The sequence below is a fragment of the Erwinia sp. PME.40.26/001 genome, assembly GCF_055556675.1.
In genome coordinates, this window is the sequence record NZ_JBVHNP010000001.1 from 342,002 (window position 1) to 359,711 (window position 17,710).

14 protein-coding genes are annotated in these 17,710 nt (G+C 55.9%); 6 read left to right on the plus strand and 8 right to left on the minus strand.

The features are described 5' to 3' along the window. Positions 1 to 254: 254 nt before the first annotated feature. The gene (locus tag ACZ3HG_RS01915; RefSeq protein ID WP_465331603.1) at positions 255 to 998 is read left to right on the plus strand and encodes an EAL domain-containing protein; all 744 of its coding nucleotides are present in this window, start codon (positions 255 to 257) and stop codon (positions 996 to 998) included. Between the two features lie 90 nt (positions 999 to 1,088). After that, on the plus strand, positions 1,089 to 2,528 hold the full coding sequence (locus ACZ3HG_RS01920; protein WP_191932176.1) for a protein adenylyltransferase SelO: 1,440 nt from the start codon (positions 1,089 to 1,091) through the stop codon (positions 2,526 to 2,528). Here ACZ3HG_RS01920 and ACZ3HG_RS01925 read toward each other — a convergent pair. The 6 genes from ACZ3HG_RS01925 to ppsR all read right to left on the minus strand — a co-directional run bounded on the left by ACZ3HG_RS01925 (position 2,525) and on the right by ppsR (position 8,339). Further along, the gene (locus ACZ3HG_RS01925) at positions 2,525 to 3,301 is read right to left on the minus strand and encodes a heme ABC transporter ATP-binding protein (protein WP_191932177.1); all 777 of its coding nucleotides are present in this window, start codon (positions 3,299 to 3,301) and stop codon (positions 2,525 to 2,527) included. The genes ACZ3HG_RS01920 and ACZ3HG_RS01925 overlap by 4 nt on opposite strands. Beyond that, a complete protein-coding gene (locus ACZ3HG_RS01930; protein ID WP_465332552.1) occupies positions 3,291 to 4,292 on the minus strand; it encodes a FecCD family ABC transporter permease in 1,002 nt (333 codons plus the stop codon). Before ACZ3HG_RS01930 ends, ACZ3HG_RS01925 begins: the two co-directional genes overlap by 11 nt. After that, complete coding sequence (locus ACZ3HG_RS01935) at positions 4,292 to 5,113, minus strand: heme/hemin ABC transporter substrate-binding protein (RefSeq protein WP_191935972.1); 822 nt, start codon at positions 5,111 to 5,113, stop codon at positions 4,292 to 4,294. The genes ACZ3HG_RS01930 and ACZ3HG_RS01935 overlap by 1 nt, the downstream gene beginning before the upstream one ends. Beyond that, the gene (locus tag ACZ3HG_RS01940) at positions 5,110 to 6,141 is read right to left on the minus strand and encodes a hemin-degrading factor (protein ID WP_465331606.1); all 1,032 of its coding nucleotides are present in this window, start codon (positions 6,139 to 6,141) and stop codon (positions 5,110 to 5,112) included. The genes ACZ3HG_RS01935 and ACZ3HG_RS01940 overlap by 4 nt, the downstream gene beginning before the upstream one ends. Before the next feature lie 170 nt (positions 6,142 to 6,311). Further along, positions 6,312 to 7,358 (minus strand): 3-deoxy-7-phosphoheptulonate synthase, encoded by a 1,047-nt coding sequence (locus tag ACZ3HG_RS01945; protein ID WP_191932180.1) that lies wholly within the window; start codon positions 7,356 to 7,358, stop codon positions 6,312 to 6,314. 147 nt (positions 7,359 to 7,505) lie between these two features. Next, positions 7,506 to 8,339 carry a posphoenolpyruvate synthetase regulatory kinase/phosphorylase PpsR gene (ppsR, locus tag ACZ3HG_RS01950; RefSeq protein ID WP_191932181.1) on the minus strand — a complete coding sequence of 278 codons (834 nt, stop codon included), beginning with the start codon at positions 8,337 to 8,339 and terminating at the stop codon, positions 7,506 to 7,508. Positions 8,340 to 8,816: 477 nt separating this feature from the next. On the opposite strand from ppsR, the gene ppsA reads away from it, so the two are divergent. Further along, entirely contained in the window at positions 8,817 to 11,195 is a 2,379-nt protein-coding gene (ppsA, locus tag ACZ3HG_RS01955) for a phosphoenolpyruvate synthase (protein ID WP_191935970.1), read from the plus strand. A 442-nt stretch (positions 11,196 to 11,637) separates the two neighbouring features. Here ppsA and ydiK read toward each other — a convergent pair whose 3' ends face one another. Continuing rightward, positions 11,638 to 12,762: an AI-2E family transporter YdiK gene (gene ydiK / locus ACZ3HG_RS01960; protein WP_191932183.1), complete on the minus strand. Its 1,125-nt coding sequence runs from the start codon at positions 12,760 to 12,762 to the stop codon at positions 11,638 to 11,640. Between the two features lie 242 nt (positions 12,763 to 13,004). On the opposite strand from ydiK, the gene ydiJ reads away from it, so the two are divergent. Further along, complete coding sequence (gene ydiJ / locus ACZ3HG_RS01965; RefSeq protein WP_191935969.1) at positions 13,005 to 16,061, plus strand: D-2-hydroxyglutarate dehydrogenase YdiJ; 3,057 nt, start codon at positions 13,005 to 13,007, stop codon at positions 16,059 to 16,061. Continuing rightward, positions 16,061 to 16,474, plus strand: coding sequence for a hotdog fold thioesterase (locus ACZ3HG_RS01970; RefSeq protein WP_191932185.1), 414 nt, complete (start codon positions 16,061 to 16,063; stop codon positions 16,472 to 16,474). The genes ydiJ and ACZ3HG_RS01970 overlap by 1 nt, the downstream gene beginning before the upstream one ends. 63 nt (positions 16,475 to 16,537) lie before the next feature. Here the strand turns inward: ACZ3HG_RS01970 and ACZ3HG_RS01975 are convergent, their stop codons facing one another. Next, positions 16,538 to 16,942, minus strand: a complete 405-nt coding sequence (locus ACZ3HG_RS01975) for a hypothetical protein (protein ID WP_191932186.1) — start codon at positions 16,940 to 16,942, stop codon at positions 16,538 to 16,540. 390 nt (positions 16,943 to 17,332) lie between these two features. Between ACZ3HG_RS01975 and sufA the strand changes: the two genes are divergently transcribed. Next, positions 17,333 to 17,707: a Fe-S cluster assembly scaffold SufA gene (gene sufA / locus ACZ3HG_RS01980; protein ID WP_062743479.1), complete on the plus strand. Its 375-nt coding sequence runs from the start codon at positions 17,333 to 17,335 to the stop codon at positions 17,705 to 17,707. Positions 17,708 to 17,710: the final 3 nt, after the last annotated feature.

Sequence of the window (17,710 nt, forward strand, 5' to 3'; positions counted from 1 at the left end):
CCCATTTCAGGTGACATCTGACCACTTTTTAGTAAATGTAACGTAAAAAGAAACCCGTCATTAATTCATGATGTCAGGTTAGTGATATCAAGAAGCATCGTTTATGTCAGTTTTGTGTTAGCTTAACGATCTGGATTACAAGCAAAAGCACACTGCAATTGAATTTCCGCAACGTGACAGTCTCTTTACGCTGTTGCTTGTCCTATATGGTTGATATAGGATGCGGTGAGTGCCGCTTAATAATGGCGAATAAGATGAACATCTTTCTGGAAGCGGATTGTACAACTTACACAGCATTTTGCCCGGTATACAGTCCTGGCGGGCGATTGACGTCTGTTGAAATGTTAACTCACTTTACTCATGCAGGCAGCCATCTGGCTATGCCCCAGGAGATCATGACGGCATTATTAAATGACCGCCAGCGTATCCTGTTGTTGCAGCAGCAAATTAATCTTCTTGACAAACACTCCGATTTTTTTAGTAACCATGAAATTAAAGTGGCTATAAATATTGATATGCCACTGGCCCGGACGATCCTCGAAAGTGAGTTTATTCTGAAAAAAATGCGCCAGCTGGATTGCATTGAGCTGGAAATCAGCGAAAGCTTTCCCGGTTTAAATGCCGGCAGAGATAATAGTATATTGCTGGCGCTGAGTGAGAAATTTAACTTAAGTCTGAATAACTATGGAGCCGGAAAGACGACGTCAAAAGCCGTTTTTGACGATCTGTTTTATCGTATTAAGCTGGACAGGGGTTTTATTCAGCACAATATTAAGCGGTTATCTTTTCATCCGTTTATCAGCGCTATCCTTGACCATGTCAAACCCCACTGCCAGGAAATTGTTATTCAGGGTGCGGATGATTTACCCAGCCTGCAGAAAGTGCGCGACTATCCCTTCGACGGTATTCAAAGCGCGCTGTTCCCCTCCGTCTGCGAAGACGAGTTGATGCTTCTGACCCAATCTCCCGTCCCTCTGCGGGAGCGGGTGCTGCAATAACCCTGTAAACTCTCTGTGTTTGGCAACCTCGTGGCGCACTACACTGTCTGTGCCTGCGGGGATGTTCCCACTGGCACTGACGGAGGCGCCATGCAATTTAATAACACCTGGTACCGGGAGATGAACGGGTTTTACACTGCGGTACAGCCAACGCCGTTAAAAAACCCTCGCCTGCTGTATCACAGCGCGCCGCTGGCGCAGGAGCTGGAGCTGGATGACAGCCTGTTCAGTGCGGAGAACGTGGGTCTGTGGAGCGGTGAGAACCTTATGGCTGGTATGCAGCCTCTGGCACAGGTTTACAGCGGGCATCAGTTTGGCGTCTGGGCCGGTCAGCTCGGTGACGGGCGTGGCCTGCTGCTGGGCGAACAGCAGCTCTCTGACGGCCGCAAGGTTGACTGGCATTTGAAAGGGGCCGGGTTGACACCTTATTCACGAATGGGGGATGGCCGTGCAGTGCTGCGATCCACGCTACGTGAATTCCTCGCCTCAGAAGCGATGCAGGCGTTGGGCATTGCCACTTCGCGCGCGCTGACGGTGGTGACCAGTGATGAACCCGTCTACCGCGAAACGGCAGAGCCGGGTGCCATGCTGCTGCGCGTGGCAGAGAGTCACGTGCGTTTTGGCCACTTTGAACACTTTTATTACCTTGGCCAGCAGGATGCCGTAACCCAGCTGGCCGACTACGTGATCCACCATCACTGGCCACAGTGGCAGCAGGAGTCGGATAAGTACCTGCTGTGGTTCAGCGACGTGGTGAAGCGCACTGCACGGCTGATCGCCAGCTGGCAGAGCGTGGGATTTGCGCACGGGGTAATGAACACCGATAACATGTCGATTCTCGGTCTGACCCTGGACTATGGTCCCTATGGTTTTCTCGACGATTATCAGCCGGGCTTTATCTGCAATCACTCCGATCACCAGGGGCGTTACAGCTTTGAAAACCAGCCGATGATCGGTCTGTGGAACCTTAACCGTCTGGCGCACGCGCTGTCGGGGCTGATGAGCACTGAACAGTTAAAACAGGCGCTCTCTGGGTATGAAACAGAGCTGATGCGCTGCTGGGGGGAAAAGATGCGGGCGAAGCTGGGTCTGCTGACGGCCGGTAAAGACGATAATCATATCCTGACCGGCCTGCTGTCGCTGATGACGAAAGAGGGGAGTGATTATACCCGCACCTTCCGGCAGCTGAGCCAGACGGAACAACAGGCGTCGCGTTCGCCTCTGCGTGATGAGTTTATAGACCGGGAGGCGTTCGACGACTGGTACAACGTATACCGTCAGCGGCTGTTACAGGAGGAGCGCAGCGACGACGAGCGCCAGCAGGCAATGAAGCGAGCCAACCCGGCGCTGGTCCTGCGCAACTACCTCGCGCAGCAGGCGATAGAACAGGCAGAGCAGGACGATATCAGCGTGCTGACCCGGCTGCATCAGGCGCTGCTGCGGCCGTTTGACGACGCGCCAGAGTTTAGCGATCTGACACGTCGCCCGCCTGAGTGGGGTAAAAAACTGGAAGTGAGCTGCTCCAGCTAGCGGCGCAGCGCGATCTGAGGGACGCCTTCAGTCAGGTGGGGATGCACTATTACGTCAGCATGATACCAGCGCGTCAGCGTGGCTTCATTCAGCACCGCCTGCGGGCGCCCCTCGGCCACCAGTCGCCCCTCTGCCAGCAGCATTACCCGGTCGGACCACAGCGAAGCCAGGTTCAGATCGTGCAGAACACAGCAGACGCTGAGGGGATACTGCTGCGTCAGCTGAGACAGCAAACGTAACAGGTGCTGCTGATGGTAAAGATCCAGCGCTGACGTGGGTTCATCCAGAAACAGCCAGCCGGAAGGGCCGTTCTGCCGCCACAGCTGGGCCAGCGCCCGGGCAAGCTGCACCCGCTGCTGTTCACCACCGGACAGCTGCAGATAGTCGCGGCGCGCCAGTCGGTCACAGCCAGTGAGCGCCATTACTGCGTCCACCACCGGCCGCACCGGGCCCGGCCAGGGGGCCCGGCCCATCGCGACCACATCAAATACGCTAAGCGGAAATGCCATGCTACTTTGCTGGCGCATGACCGCGCGCTGCTGAGAGAGACGGGCTGCCGACCACTGCGCCAGTGGCTCACCGTGTAGCCGGCACTCACCGCGCTGAGGGGTGATAAACCCGGTCAGCAGGCGCAGCAGGGTAGACTTTCCCGCCCCGTTCGGGCCGATCAGTGAGACCAGTTCGCCCGGTTTCAGGGTAAGTGAAACATCGTCGATCAGCCAGCGCTGGTCACGCCGGTAACTCAACCCGCTGGCACTCAGTTCATTCACCATTAAGACCTCCGCGGCGGCGCAGGATCAGCCACAGGAACCAGGGGCCACCGATCAGGCTGGTCAGCAGACCCACCGGCATTTCCGCCGGGGCGACGAGGGTACGCGCCAGCGTATCGGCCAGCAGCAGCAGGATCGCCCCGCTCATCAGTGACGAAGGCAGCAGCCAGCGGTGGTCGCTGCCCAGCCAGAAGCGCATCAGATGCGGTACGACCAGGCCAATAAAGCCGATCACGCCGCTGACGGCAACGGCAGAGGCCACCAGGAAGGCGCTCAGTACCAGCAGGTAGCGCTGCGTACGCGGTACGTCCACACCCAGATAATGCGCCTCTTCTTCGCCCAGCTGGAGCAGGTTCAGGCGGGTGGCCAGCCGCTGAACCAGCACCATACAGGGCAGTACCACCGAGGCACAGACCAGCACCGTTGGCCACTGCGCCTGACTCAGACTGCCCATGCCCCACAGTGACAGCTGGCGCAGCTGCTGGTCGGTACTCAGCCAGGAGAGTACCCCCACGGCCGCGCCGCACAGGGCGTTAATAGCAATACCCACCAGCAGCAGGCGGCTGAGACCGGTCAGTCCCTGCCGGCTCAGCAGGAAGATCACCAGCGTCACCGCCAGGCTGCCAAGGAAGGCGGCCAGTAAAGGGAGGTAGAGCATCAGCACGCCGGGTAATGACAGAGAAAGTACGATTGAGATCGCCACGGCCAGCGCTGCACCGCTGCTGATCCCAAGCAGACCGGGGTCGGCCAGCGGATTGCGGAACAGTCCCTGCATCACGCAGCCGGACAGCGCCAGCGCCCCGCCAACTATCACCGCCAGCAGCACCCGGGGCAGGCGGATGGTAAACCAGATTTGCCACAGGCTGCTGTCGGGACCGGATCGCCACAGTACGGGAAGCGTCAGCGACATCGCGCCGGTGTTCGCCGCGCTGATGGCAAACACGATCAGCAGCAGAAAAAGCACGCCGAGCCAGCGTAGCATTTTGACCGGCATCACGGCAGGGCTTCCGCCGCCTGACGCAGTTTCAGGATCGCTCCCGGGGTGTCAATACCAAAGCCCAGCAGCGCCATGTCATCCACCACCAGCAGCTGCTGATCCTTACCTGCCGGCGTCAGTGCGATACCCGGCAGTTTCCACAGGTTCGCTTCACCGCCCAGCGTTTTGATACCGTCTCGCGTTGCCACAATCAGCTGCGGGGCACTGGCGATCACCCCCTCCTGCGACAGCGGCTGATAGCGGCGGATGCCGGCCATCGCATTTTGCAGGCCGGCGGCCCGGATCGCCGCATCTGCAGAGGTGTCGCTGCCCGCGGCCATGGTGCCCATGCCCTGATGAGCGAGGATAAACAGCACTTTTACCGGCAGGGGATTAGCCGGAATGCTGGCCAGCTGCTTTTTGATCCGGTCCTGTAACGCTTTCCCGGCCTCTTCCCGGTGCAGGGTGGCGGCGACCGTTGCAATCTTTTCACTGATGGCGGCAATATCGGCTCTTCCGGTGACATCAACCACGTTGACGCCATTTTGCGCGACCTGCTGCAGCGCCAGCGCAGGTTTAGCCAGTTCGCTGGCGATTACCAGGGTGGGCTTCAACGCCAGGATCCCTTCTGCATTCAGCTGACGCATGTAGCCCACGTCAGGCAGTTTTTTGACCACGGCCGGATGCAGGCTGGTACTGTCGCGTGCTATCAGCGCCTGCTGGGCATCCAGGGCGTAGATGATCTGCGTAACATCCCCACCGATACTGACGATTCGTTCTGCGGCGGCGGTCGTCCACGCCAGCGGCAGGATGAGCAGGGCGATAAAGCGGGCTTTCATACGCTGGCTCCTTCCGCACTGAGCGAGGCTAGCTGCTCACGCCAGCGCGTCTGCTCCGGCTGGCCTTCGCTGCGCTGACCGTAGATCTGGGCAATCTGCGTACCGTCGGCCGCAAACAGCTCCAGGCTGGTAACCATCCCATCGGCGGTCGGCTTGCGGGTGATCCAACTTTCAGCAATCTGCTCTTCCTGAAGATGCAGGGTGAAGGCCGGATTGAAGACGTTCAGCCAGTTACGCATCGGCAGGACTTTTTCCACCGGGCCGGTGAATATCTGAACGCAGGCGCGGTTGCCGACAAAAATCATGATTTCATTGCCATCCTGTCGCACCAGTTCGAGCAGCGAGGCCAGCGACTGATTGCTGACCTGCTGCGCCAGGTCATCGCTAACTGCACGGAAGGCCTGCTGACGTGAGACGGCATGTTTTTTCAGCAGGCGGAAGAACTGATGTACGTCGGTCATTGCCCGCCATTCGGACTCGATGCACGCGGCATCAGTCTCACCGGCAAAGGAGGCCGGGACAGCGGCAGTCACGCTGAATGAGGCTGGCGCTTCTGTCTGGTAACCGGTAATCAGCTGCTGCCAGGCGGCCATGTCGGTATTCCCGGTGGCATACACTTTCAGCACGGCGTCACCGTGCAGATCAAAAAACTGAATGCTCTGACGCTCGCCGTGAGTGGTCATCTCCTGCAGATGAAAAACGCTGGCCCACTGATTGACGAACACCCGCAGATCCAGCGCGCGTGGATTCAGTACGATACCGGCATGGTCGTTAAGGTGAATATTGCTGAACACGCCGAGTTGCTCATGCACGGCATAATCGTTGCGGGTGATACATTTAGTTTCTCCCACGGCTTCCAGCGCGTGCAGCAGCTCACGCATCGCCGGACGCAGCGCCTGAGCCTGATGGCCGATGCGGGCCACCGTCAGTTCAGCCTCACTGATCCCGATTATCGCCGCCAGGTCGCGGGCGTATTTTTCCGGGTGCTGTTGTTTTAATTCACAATAGTGCGGGTAGTGTGCTGTCATTGCTGTGTCCTCACGGAAGCCGCTAAAGGGAAAGGGGATTCATTATCATAATGATAATCATTATCAATGAAAGGCGGCGGGGTGCAAGTAAAATTAACGCGGAAGTAACAGTTTACGCAAAGCGGGGCAGAGAGCGGAAAAAGCCGACCCGGAAGGGGCCGGCTCTGAGGTCAGAAGCGGCTGTCGACGGCGTCCGCCAGCTGCTGCAGGACGCTGGCCGTGTCATCCCAGCCCAGGCAGGGGTCAGTAATCGACTGGCCATAAACCAGCGGGGTATCAGGTATGACCTTCTGCGTGCCCTCCTGCAGGAAGCTTTCAATCATCACGCCGGCAATGGCCCTTGAACCCTGACGGATCTGCTGCGAGATACTGTCCGCCACCGCTTTTTGCAGGCGGTGCTGTTTGAGGCAGTTACCGTGGCTGAAGTCGACCACCAGCTGCTCCGGCAGGTTGAACTCGCGCAGGTGGGCCACGGCATCCGCAATATCCTCAGCATGGTAATTCGGTGTTTTGCCGCCGCGCATAATGATATGCCCGGAAGGATTGCCGCTGGTCTGATAGATGGTCATCTGTCCGCGTTTATCGGGCGACAGAAACATGTGGCTGACGCGTGCGGCCCGGATAGCATCCACCGCTATACGCGTATTGCCGTCAGTACCGTTTTTGAAACCTACCGGACAGGAGAGGGCAGACGCCATTTCGCGATGGATCTGGCTCTCCGTAGTGCGGGCACCAATGGCCCCCCAGCTGATCAGGTCGGCAATAAATTGCCCGATCACCATATCCAGAAATTCAGTGGCGGTCGGCATCCCCAGCGCATTGATATCCAGCAGCAGCTTCCTCGCCACGGCCAGCCCGTGGTTGAGCCTGAAGCTGCCGTCCAGGTCAGGATCGGAAATCAGCCCTTTCCAGCCCACTACCGTGCGTGGTTTTTCGAAATAGGTGCGCATGACGATTTCCAGGCGCTGACTATATTTATCCCGCAGGGTATTCAGCCGCTCCGCATACTCCAGCGCGGCGGCAGGATCGTGCAGCGAGCAGGGGCCGACGACCACCAGCAGGCGCGGATCTTCACCGTTAAGGATGCGGGCAATTTTTTGACGTGAGGTGGTGACATTCTGGACGATGGACGGAGTGATCGGCAGGCGGTCCTGCAGTTCAGCAGGCGTCACCAGGCTGTCGATGCGCGCGGTCCGCAGTTCATCTGTTTTGTTCATGGGCGTCTCTAAAATGTTGTCTTCACAGCGGCAGGAATACCGGGAAGTAATGGCGTTCACCATAAACCAAACCGCGATGATTTCAACCGCAAAACAGCAGGGGAATAGCATTTCCGGCTCCTGAGATCCCGGGAGGAGCCGGAAAAATCAGTACATCCGTCGGGTAAGACCCATGATATCGAGGATTTTGGTGGCGATCTCTTCTACGGAATAATTGGTGCTGTTGAGGTAGCGGATCTGATGGGTGCGGAACAGGGCTTCCACTTCACCCACCTCCAGACGGCACTGGCGCATTGAGGCATAGCGGGTGTTTTCCGCGCGCTCCTGACGGATAGCGGCAAGCCGCTCCGGGTCAATCGTCAGGCCGAACAGCTTATTCTGGAAGGGCTTCAGCGCCGGAGGCAGCTTCAGGTTATCCATATCGTCAGCGATAAACGGATAGTTGGCGGCGCGGATGCCGAACTGCATCGCCAGGTAGAGGCTGGTGGGCGTTTTGCCACAGCGTGATACCCCCAACAGGATCACCTGAGCCGCTTCCAGCCCGCGCAATGAGATCCCGTCGTCATGCGCCAGGGTGTAGTCAATGGCCGCGATGCGGGCATCGTATTTGCCCAGGTTACCGGCCGTCAGGCCGTGGGTGCGATTGGCTATCGGGTCCGGTTCGACCCCCAACTCCTGCTGGAGCGGGGCCACCAGGGACTGGACAATATCCTGACAGAAACCATCGCTCTGTAAAATAATGTCGCGGATTTCTGGCGTAACAATCGAAATAAATACCAGCGGGCGAACGCCACTCTGCTGATACAGCGCATTGATCTGCGCTTTGACCGCCTGAGCCCGCTGCACCGTTTCCACAAACGGCAGGGTGACACTCTGGGTGGCAACAGGGAACTGGGACAGGACGGCATGGCCCAGTACCTCGGCCGTAATGGCCGTACCGTCTGAAATATAAAAAACACTGCGTTCGGCGTTCACGTCCATTTTGTCTCCGCATACGGGGGGTAATGGCAGACTAAATTAATTTGCATCGATAAAGCAAATGGTGATTCCACCTGCAAAACAAAATAAAAAATTCATTATATAGTGATATGAACTTTTTATTTTTATAAAATAAGACGAATCGTAGAAGAGAGTATAAATTGAAATGATGTTTCTTTTTACTATTCATTTTTACCGCCCTTAGCGTTAAAAATATGCGTTCAGGGAATCCTTTTTTCGTTGCGCAAGTGCTATTTTCCTTCTGCTATTCCATTGGTTATATGTCGTTGAATATTAGCATTAATTTATTATTCACCCTGTTGCGCAACGCGGATTTTAACGCGGAGTATTCTTAAAAAATAAAATTATCGTCTGCTTGAACGATTCAACACTTTATCAATCCTGTCCATTTGTGCCAGTCTCAGAAAGCAATGCTGTGTCCCTAATATTCTTAAATTAAATCTTACAAGGATTGCTTCAATGTCCAATAAAGGCGAATTGCCGCTTGTGCTCTGGTATGACCAGCTTGGCATGAACGATGTGGATCGGGTGGGAGGGAAAAATGCCTCTCTGGGTGAAATGATTACTAACTTGTCGTCTCTGGGCGTCTCCGTGCCTAACGGTTTTGCGACAACCTCAGAAGCGTTTAACCTGTTTCTCGATCAAAGCGGCGTCAATCAGCGTATCTACGATCTGCTGGATAAGACCAATATTGATGATGTTGATGAGCTGGCGAAGGCAGGTAAGCAGATCCGTCAGTGGATCGTTGAAACGCCCTTTACTCCCGCGCTGGAAAAAGCCATTCATGAGGCCTACAACCAGCTCTCTGCTGATGATGCTGAGGCCTCGTTCGCCGTGCGTTCCTCTGCCACGGCTGAAGATATGCCGGATGCCTCCTTCGCCGGGCAACAGGAAACTTTCCTGAACGTACAGGGCTATGATGCCGTGCTGGTGGCGGTGAAGCATGTGTATGCGTCGCTGTTTAATGACCGTGCCATCTCTTATCGCGTACATCAGGGTTATGACCATCGTGGCGTGGCGCTCTCCGCTGGCGTACAGCGGATGGTGCGTTCTGACCTCGCGTCCTCCGGCGTGATGTTCACCATTGATACCGAGTCCGGGTTTGACCAGGTGGTCTTTATCACTTCTGCGCTGGGATTAGGCGAAATGGTGGTGCAGGGGGCGGTGAATCCCGATGAATTTTACGTGCATAAGCCAACGCTGGCTGCAGGCCGTCCGGCCATCGTGCGGCGCAATATGGGATCGAAAAAGATCCGTATGGTGTATGCCGACTCGCGGGAGCATGGCGAACAGGTCAGAATTGAAGATGTGCCTGAAGCCGACCGCGACAGATTCTCCCTGACTGACAGCGAAGTAGAAGCGCTGGCAGCCCAGGCCGTGCAGATTGAAAAACATTATCAGCGCCCGATGGACATCGAGTGGGCCAAAGACGGCCACACCGGAAAACTGTTTATCGTCCAGGCGCGCCCGGAAACGGTTCGCTCGAACGGTTCAGTCATGGAGCGTTACACGCTACAGGGCAAAGGTCAGGTCGTGGTGGAAGGCCGCGCCATTGGCCACCGCATCGGTGCCGGCGAGGTAAAGGTGATCCACGACATCAGTGAAATGAACCGCATCGAAAAAGGTGACGTGCTGGTGACCGACATGACCGATCCGGACTGGGAACCGATCATGAAGAAGGCCTCGGCGATTGTCACCAACCGTGGTGGACGCACCTGCCACGCTGCGATTATCGCGCGCGAATTGGGGATCCCGGCGGTGGTGGGCTGCGGTAACGCCACCGATCTTCTGAAAGATGGACATCAGGTGACGGTCTCCTGCGCCGAGGGCGACACCGGCTACGTTTACGACACGTTGCTCGACTTTGAGGTCAAAAGCTCGCAGGTGGATGAAATGCCGTCGCTGCCGCTGAAGATCATGATGAATGTCGGTAATCCCGACCGTGCGTTTGATTTCGCCTGCCTGCCTAATGAAGGTGTGGGGCTGGCGCGCCTTGAATTCATTATTAACCGCATGATTGGGGTGCACCCGAAAGCGTTACTGGAGTTCGATCAGCAGACGCCGGAACTGCAGCAGCAGATCCGTGCGCTGATGAAAGGCTTTGATGACCCGGTGGAGTTTTACATCGGTCGTCTGACGGAAGGGATCGCCACCCTGGGGGCGGCTTTTGCACCCAAGCGCGTGATAGTGCGCCTGTCCGACTTCAAAACAAACGAATATGCCAATCTGGTGGGCGGCGAACGCTACGAACCTGAGGAGGAAAACCCGATGCTGGGCTTCCGCGGTGCCGGGCGCTACGTGGCCGACAGCTTCCGCGACTGTTTCGCCCTGGAGTGCGCGGCAGTGAAGCGGGTACGTAATGAGATGGGGCTGACCAACGTGGAGATCATGGTGCCGTTTGTGCGCACCGTGGCCCAGGCGAAGGCCGTTGTTGAGGAACTGGAGCGTCAGGGGCTGAAGCGCGGGGAAAACGGGCTGAAAATCATCATGATGTGTGAAATTCCCTCCAATGCTCTGCTGGCAGAGGACTTCCTGCAGTATTTTGATGGCTTCTCTATCGGCTCCAATGACATGACCCAGCTGACCCTTGGCCTTGACCGCGACTCCGGTGTGGTGTCTGAGCTGTTTGACGAGCGTAATGATGCGGTTAAAGCGCTGCTGTCGATGGCCATCCGCGCCGCGAAGAAGCAGGGAAAATATGTGGGGATTTGCGGGCAGGGTCCGTCCGATCACGAGGATTTTGCCGCATGGCTGATGGAAGAGGGGATAGACAGTCTGTCACTGAACCCGGATACCGTTGTACAAACCTGGCTGAGTCTGGCTGAACTGAAGCAATAACCCGTTTCTGTCAGTAAATTGACCCTTTTTTCACAGACGCCCTCGCAGGGCGTCTTTTTTTATGTCAAATTTCAGACAAAAAAAAGCCCATCACAGGGGATGGGCAAAGACTACACACAGCAATTCTTTACTCAGGGGAAATGCTTTGTTCAGAAACCGTTGAGGCGGTTTCAAACTTGGTATCCATACTATGCAACCGCGTTTCTGACGTCTTTAAGAATCATCTCATTAGTTTAAAAGTCATAATACTTTGCTGCCTGACCGGCGATTTTTAACGCAATAAGGTGAATAAAATATCAGCAACGGTGTTGAGTCTGGCCTGAAAAGGATAAAAAGCGGGGTTTAGTGATAAATTCCGTTAATGAAAAGCAGAATTTAGCGGTAGAAAATATTCCAGATATTAATGTTTGCAGCCAGCATTCTGGCTGCAAACAAGACGAAACTATGCTTTTGGCTGGTGCGACTCGGCCTCGATTTCCGCCAGTTCTTCCACCACCGCCAGGGCGTCTTCATCCGGTGGCGGGGCTTCATGTACCCAGACAGAAACCAGACGGTAAGAGACCGCCAGCACCACCGGACCGATAAACAGGCCGATCATACCAAACGCAATCAGCCCCCCGATAACGCCAGAGAGGATCAGGATCAGCGGCAGGTCTGCACCCATGCGAATCAGCATCGGGCGTAGCACATTATCCAGCGTGCCGACCACGCAGCTCCATACCAGCAGCACGGTACCCCAGGTGGTATCGCCGCTCCAGTACAGCCAGATGATGGCCGGTACCAGCACAAGCAAGGGGCCTAGCTGTACCAGACAGGAAAGAATCATCAGTACCGTCAGGATGGCTGCATAAGGAATACCGGAGATTGCGAGTCCAATACCGCCCAGAACCCCCTGAACTAACGCCGTAACTACCACGCCCAGCGCCACGGCGCGAATGGCCTGCCCTGCCAGCAGTACGGCGGCATCTCCCCGGCGCGAGGCCAGGCGAAAAGCGAAGTGGCGAATGCCGTGGCCGACCTGCTCACCGCGCCAGTACAGCAGTACGCTGAACAGCAACATCAGGCCAATATGCATCATAAAACGGCCAAAATGACCGGCCTGGGCAAAGAAGAATCCGGTCGTGCGGCCTATATAAGGCTGTATCTGTGCAATCAGCGCCGAGCCCCCTCCGGCCACCAGGTTGTGGTAAGCCGAATAGAGTTTTCTGCCCACCAGTGGAGTGCTTCTCAGCCAGTGTAACTCCGGCATCTGCACGTGGCCGGAACTGAGCCAGGCAAAAAGTGGGGCACTGTTCTCTATCAGGCTGTTGACCAGTAGGGCGACAGGAATAATAAACACCAGAATCAGCAGCAGCGTCATGACCAGCACCGCCAGCCCACGACGGCCCCAGAGCCAGCCCTGAATTTTAATCATCAGCGGCCATGTGGCGATCACCACCATGCTGGCCCAGGCAAATCCCAGAATAAAGGGCTGGACGACCCAGAAACATGCCACGATCGTCAGGCTGATAAACAGCAGTAAAAACACGATTTGCGGTAGATCCCAACCAGTTTGCGGGTTCTTCATCGGTTAACAATGACCTCAGGTAAAAATACGATTTAACGCTTAAAATCAGCGCAGGCGCATCGGTTATGCTGACCCTGGCGTTTTAATCATGATGGATGAAACGATTTGACGACAGAGACAACAGGTTATTCTTTTGCTTCGTTTTTTGAAATAACGGCAGGTCATAAAAAAATGTGATAAAACGGATAACTGCGCAGTGTAAGCAACGCAAACGATTCACCTAACTTTTTGGTCACCCGATAATGATCCCACAGATTTCCCAGGCGCCGGGTCTCGTTCCGCTGGTGCTCAGTTTTTTGGATGCCTTAAAACAGAACGGTTTTACCGGCGATACGGCGACAAGCTATGCTGACCGCCTGATGATGTCCACCGACAACAGCATCTATCAGCTGCTGCCGGATGCGGTCATTTTTCCCCGGTCCACCACCGACGTGGCGCTGATTGCGCGCCTGGCCGCAGAAACCCGCTTCAGCTCGCTGGTGTTTGCACCGCGCGGCGGCGGCACTGGCACCAACGGCCAGTCTCTGAATCAGGGCATTGTCGTGGATCTGTCGCGCCATATGAAGCGTATTCTGGAGATAAATGTTGAAGAGGGCTGGGTACGGGTTGAAGCGGGCGTCATCAAAGACCAGCTGAATGCTTACCTCAAGCCATTCGGCTATTTTTTCTCACCGGAACTGTCCACCAGCAACCGTGCCACCCTGGGGGGCATGATCAGCACTGATGCTTCCGGTCAGGGCTCGCTGGTTTACGGTAAGACCTCTGACCATGTGCTGGGGCTGAAAGCGGTTCTGCTGGGCGGCGAGGTGCTGGACACCTGCGCGATACCGGTCAGTGAAGCCGAAAGACGCGCCGGTCAGCCAGGTGCTGAGGGCCAGATCTATCGCGTGGTGCTCGACCGCTGCCGACTGCAGCGCGACCTGATTATCGAAAAGTTCCCCAAACTTAACCGCTTCCTCACCGGCTACGATCTGCGCCATGTCCTGAGTGATGACCTGCAACAGGTCGATCTGACGCGCATTTTGTGCGGGGCCGAAGGGACGCTGGCGTTTATCGCTGAGGCCACGCTGGATATCACCCCGATCCCAAAAGTGCGGCGGCTGGTGAATATCAAGTATGACTCCTTTGACTCTGCGCTGCGCAATGCTCCCTTTATGGTGGCAGCCAACGCCCTGTCGGTCGAGACCGTCGACTCAAAGGTGCTTAACCTGGCGCGTGAAGATATCGTCTGGCACTCCGTGAACGAACTGATCACCGACGTCCCGTATAAAGAGATGCTCGGCCTGAACATGGTTGAATTTGCCGGTAATGATAAGCCGCTGATCGACAGTCAGGTGGATGCACTGTGCCAGCGTCTCGACGCACTGATGGCGCAGCAGGAGGGGGGAATCATCGGCTACCAGCTGTGTAACGACGTCGCCGGAATTGAACGTATCTATGGGATGCGCAAAAAGGCGGTAGGCCTGCTGGGGAATGCGAAAGGGCGTGCCAAGCCGATCCCGTTTGTTGAAGACACCTGCGTACCGCCGCAGAACCTCGCTGACTATATTGTGGAATTCCGTGCGCTGCTCGACGGGCATAACCTGAGTTACGGCATGTTCGGCCACGTCGACGCAGGGGTGCTGCACGTACGCCCGGCGCTGGATATGTGCGACCCGCAGCAGGAGAGGCTGATGAAGCAGATCTCCGACGAGGTGGTGGCGCTGACGGCGCGCTACGGCGGTCTGCTGTGGGGGGAGCACGGTAAGGGCTTTCGTGCAGAATACAGCCCGTCGTTCTTTGGTGAAACGCTTTACGACGAGCTGCGCCGCATCAAGGCCGCCTTTGACCCGGCTAACCGGCTTAATCCCGGCAAGATCTGCGCTCCGCTGGGGGTGGACGACCCGATGCTGAAAGTCGATGCGGTGAAGCGTGGAACCTGGGATCGGCAGATCCCGATAAACGTACGCACCGACTGGCGGGGGGCGATGGAGTGCAACGGCAACGGTTTGTGCTTCAACTTTGATGCGAAAAGCCCGATGTGTCCGTCAATGAAAATCACCAGTAACCGGATGCATTCGCCAAAAGGTCGGGCCACGCTCACGCGCGAATGGCTGCGCCTGCTGGCAGAGCAGGGCGTCGATCCGCAGGTGCTGGAGCAGCAGCTACCGGCGAAAGGGATCAGCCTGCGCGGCCTGATCCAGCGGACCCGCAACAGCTGGCAGGCGAAGCGCGGTCAGTATGATTTTTCCCATGAGGTTAAAGAGGCGATGTCGGGCTGTCTGGCCTGCAAGGCCTGTTCGACGCAGTGCCCGATTAAAATCGACGTTCCTGGCTTCCGCTCACGCTTCCTGCAGTTGTACCACACTCGTTATCTGCGTCCTGCCAGTGACTATCTGGTGGCGACAGTAGAAAGTTATGCCCCGCTGATGGCGAAAGCGCCGAAAACCGTTAACTTCTTCCTGCGGCAGCCGTGGGTGAAGTCGCTCAGCCAGCGTCATATCGGTATGGTCGATCTGCCATTGCTGTCGTCACCGACGCTGAAACAGCAGCTGGCCGGTCACCGTGCGCTGGGCACTACGCTGGAGGATCTTGAACAGATGAGCGAAGAACAGCGTGCGCAGTATGTGCTGGTGGTCCAGGATCCGTTTACCAGCTACTACGAAGCCCGCCTGATAGCAGACTTTGTCCGGCTGATTGAAAAGCTGGGCTACACGGCGGTGGTACTGCCGTTCTCTCCGAACGGAAAAGCCCAGCATATTAAGGGCTTTCTGCAGCAGTTTACGCGCACAGCGCAAAAGACGTCAGAATTCCTCAACCGCGTGGCCAGACTGAATATACCGCTGGTTGGCGTCGATCCGGCACTGGTGCTCTGCTATCGCGATGAATACCAGCAGGTGCTGGGCGATCAACGAGGCGACTTCCACGTCCAGCTGGTACATGAATGGCTGCAACATGCCCTTGCCGGGCGTAGTGCGCCGCCACAGTCGGAGGGGCAGGCCTGGTATCTGTTTGGCCACTGCACGGAAGTCACCGCGCTGCCCGGGTCGGTCAAACAGTGGGAAACCATCTTTGCCTGCTTTGGTGCAACGCTTGAAAACGTCAGCGTGGGGTGCTGCGGTATGGCAGGGACCTACGGCCATGAAGCCAAAAACCTGGAGAATTCGCTGGGAATTTACGCCCTGTCCTGGCAGCAGGCCATGAAAAATCTGCCCCGTCAGCGCTGTCTGTCGACGGGCTATTCCTGCCGCAGTCAGGTGAAACGCGTTGAAGGTAACGGAATACGCCACCCTCTGCAGGCACTACTGGAGATCGTCTGATGTCTATCTGGCAACGTCCTGCAACGCTTGAACAACTTAATCAGGGGAGTAAAGAGACCCTGGTCGAGCATATTGGCATTCGTTTTACCGTCCTGGCGGATGACCGGATCGAGGCGGTGATGCCGGTAGATACGCGCACCAGGCAGCCGTTTGGCCTGCTGCACGGCGGCGCATCGGTGGTACTGGCCGAAACGCTGGGCTCGATGGCGGGCTATCTCTGTACCGAAGGTGAACAGCAGGTGGTCGGGCTGGAAATTAATGCCAACCATCTGCGTGCCACGCGAGAAGGGGAGGTGCGTGGGGTCTGTCGGGCGGTGCATGTCGGCCGACGGCACCAGGTGTGGCAAATCGAAATTTTCGACGATAAAAACCGCCTGTGCTGTACGTCCCGTCTCACTACTGCGGTCATTTGAGCTATAACCCCGTTTTTTACGGGGTTTTTCGTATCCCTGGCACGCGGTATAATCCCCTCAGGATCACATAATCCACGACGCGTGCTTCACGAATTCACTTTGCAACACGGTCGCTTTATCCCATTCGCCGTTCATTGCCAGCTGATGACACAGGCGGCTGAGGGAGTGGCGCGCCAGTTGCCAGGCCTGCATCCGGTACAGCCGTTCGCGGGAGGTGTTGCTTAACTCAACAATCAGACGTTGATGAAGTTTACCCAGAGCGTGCAGATAACTCTGATCGTCGCCGTTTAGCTGGCAGAGTTCGGCCATATCCAGGCAGGTGTCATTGAACTGACGCAGCTGTTCAATTGAACATTCAGGCCGGTTTAATTTGGCCTGCGCCATGTAGAAATCGACGGTGATGTCACGGACGGAAAACTTATATTCATCAATTTTATGTTGCAGCCACGCACTCATCGACAGATTCATGACGGGTTCCACTCGTGCTAATGATAATCATTATCATATTATAACTGCGTTAATATTCAATCACTGAGAGGGAATTTTTATCGATATATGCCACCTCTCAGAAAAATTGGTGATACCGATAAATGCGGTGTGAGGAACAGCTAGAATTAAACAGATGAAGAGTTTGTTGAAGATAACAAAATATAAACATCTTGTTTTCAAACGCTTATCTTTCCACGCCAGGCTGCTTTTCGCCAACGCGCAATCTGTTTTACAGGGTCTAAACTTAGAAAAGCGTCTCTAAATTGGACCTGAAGCCTTTATCCCTGCAAAACAAGAGGTTGAAGTGGTTCAGGTTATCACTAACATAGGGACACTAGCCCGAAGGGCTATCGTATCGTGAGGTAAATTATGCAATCAGCAAATCCTGCCACTTTTTCTCCAGAAGACTTTATCTGGAAAGGGCTGACGCTCACTGACAGCGCAGCAAAACAAATCATCAGCCTGGCCGCAGGTGACCCTGAGATTAAGGGCCTGAAGCTTGGCGTGAAGACCTCCGGCTGTGCCGGCTTTGGTTACACCATGGATATGGCGAAAGAATCAGCGGCGGATGATTTGGTGTTCAGCCATAACGGCGCGGTATTAATCGTGCCCCTCCAGGCGATGCCCTACATCGACGGCACGGAAGTTGATTTCGTGCGCGAAGGCCTGAATCAGATTTTCAAATTTAATAACCCTAAAGCTCAACACGCCTGCGGCTGTGGTGAGAGCTTTGGCGTTGAGTGAACC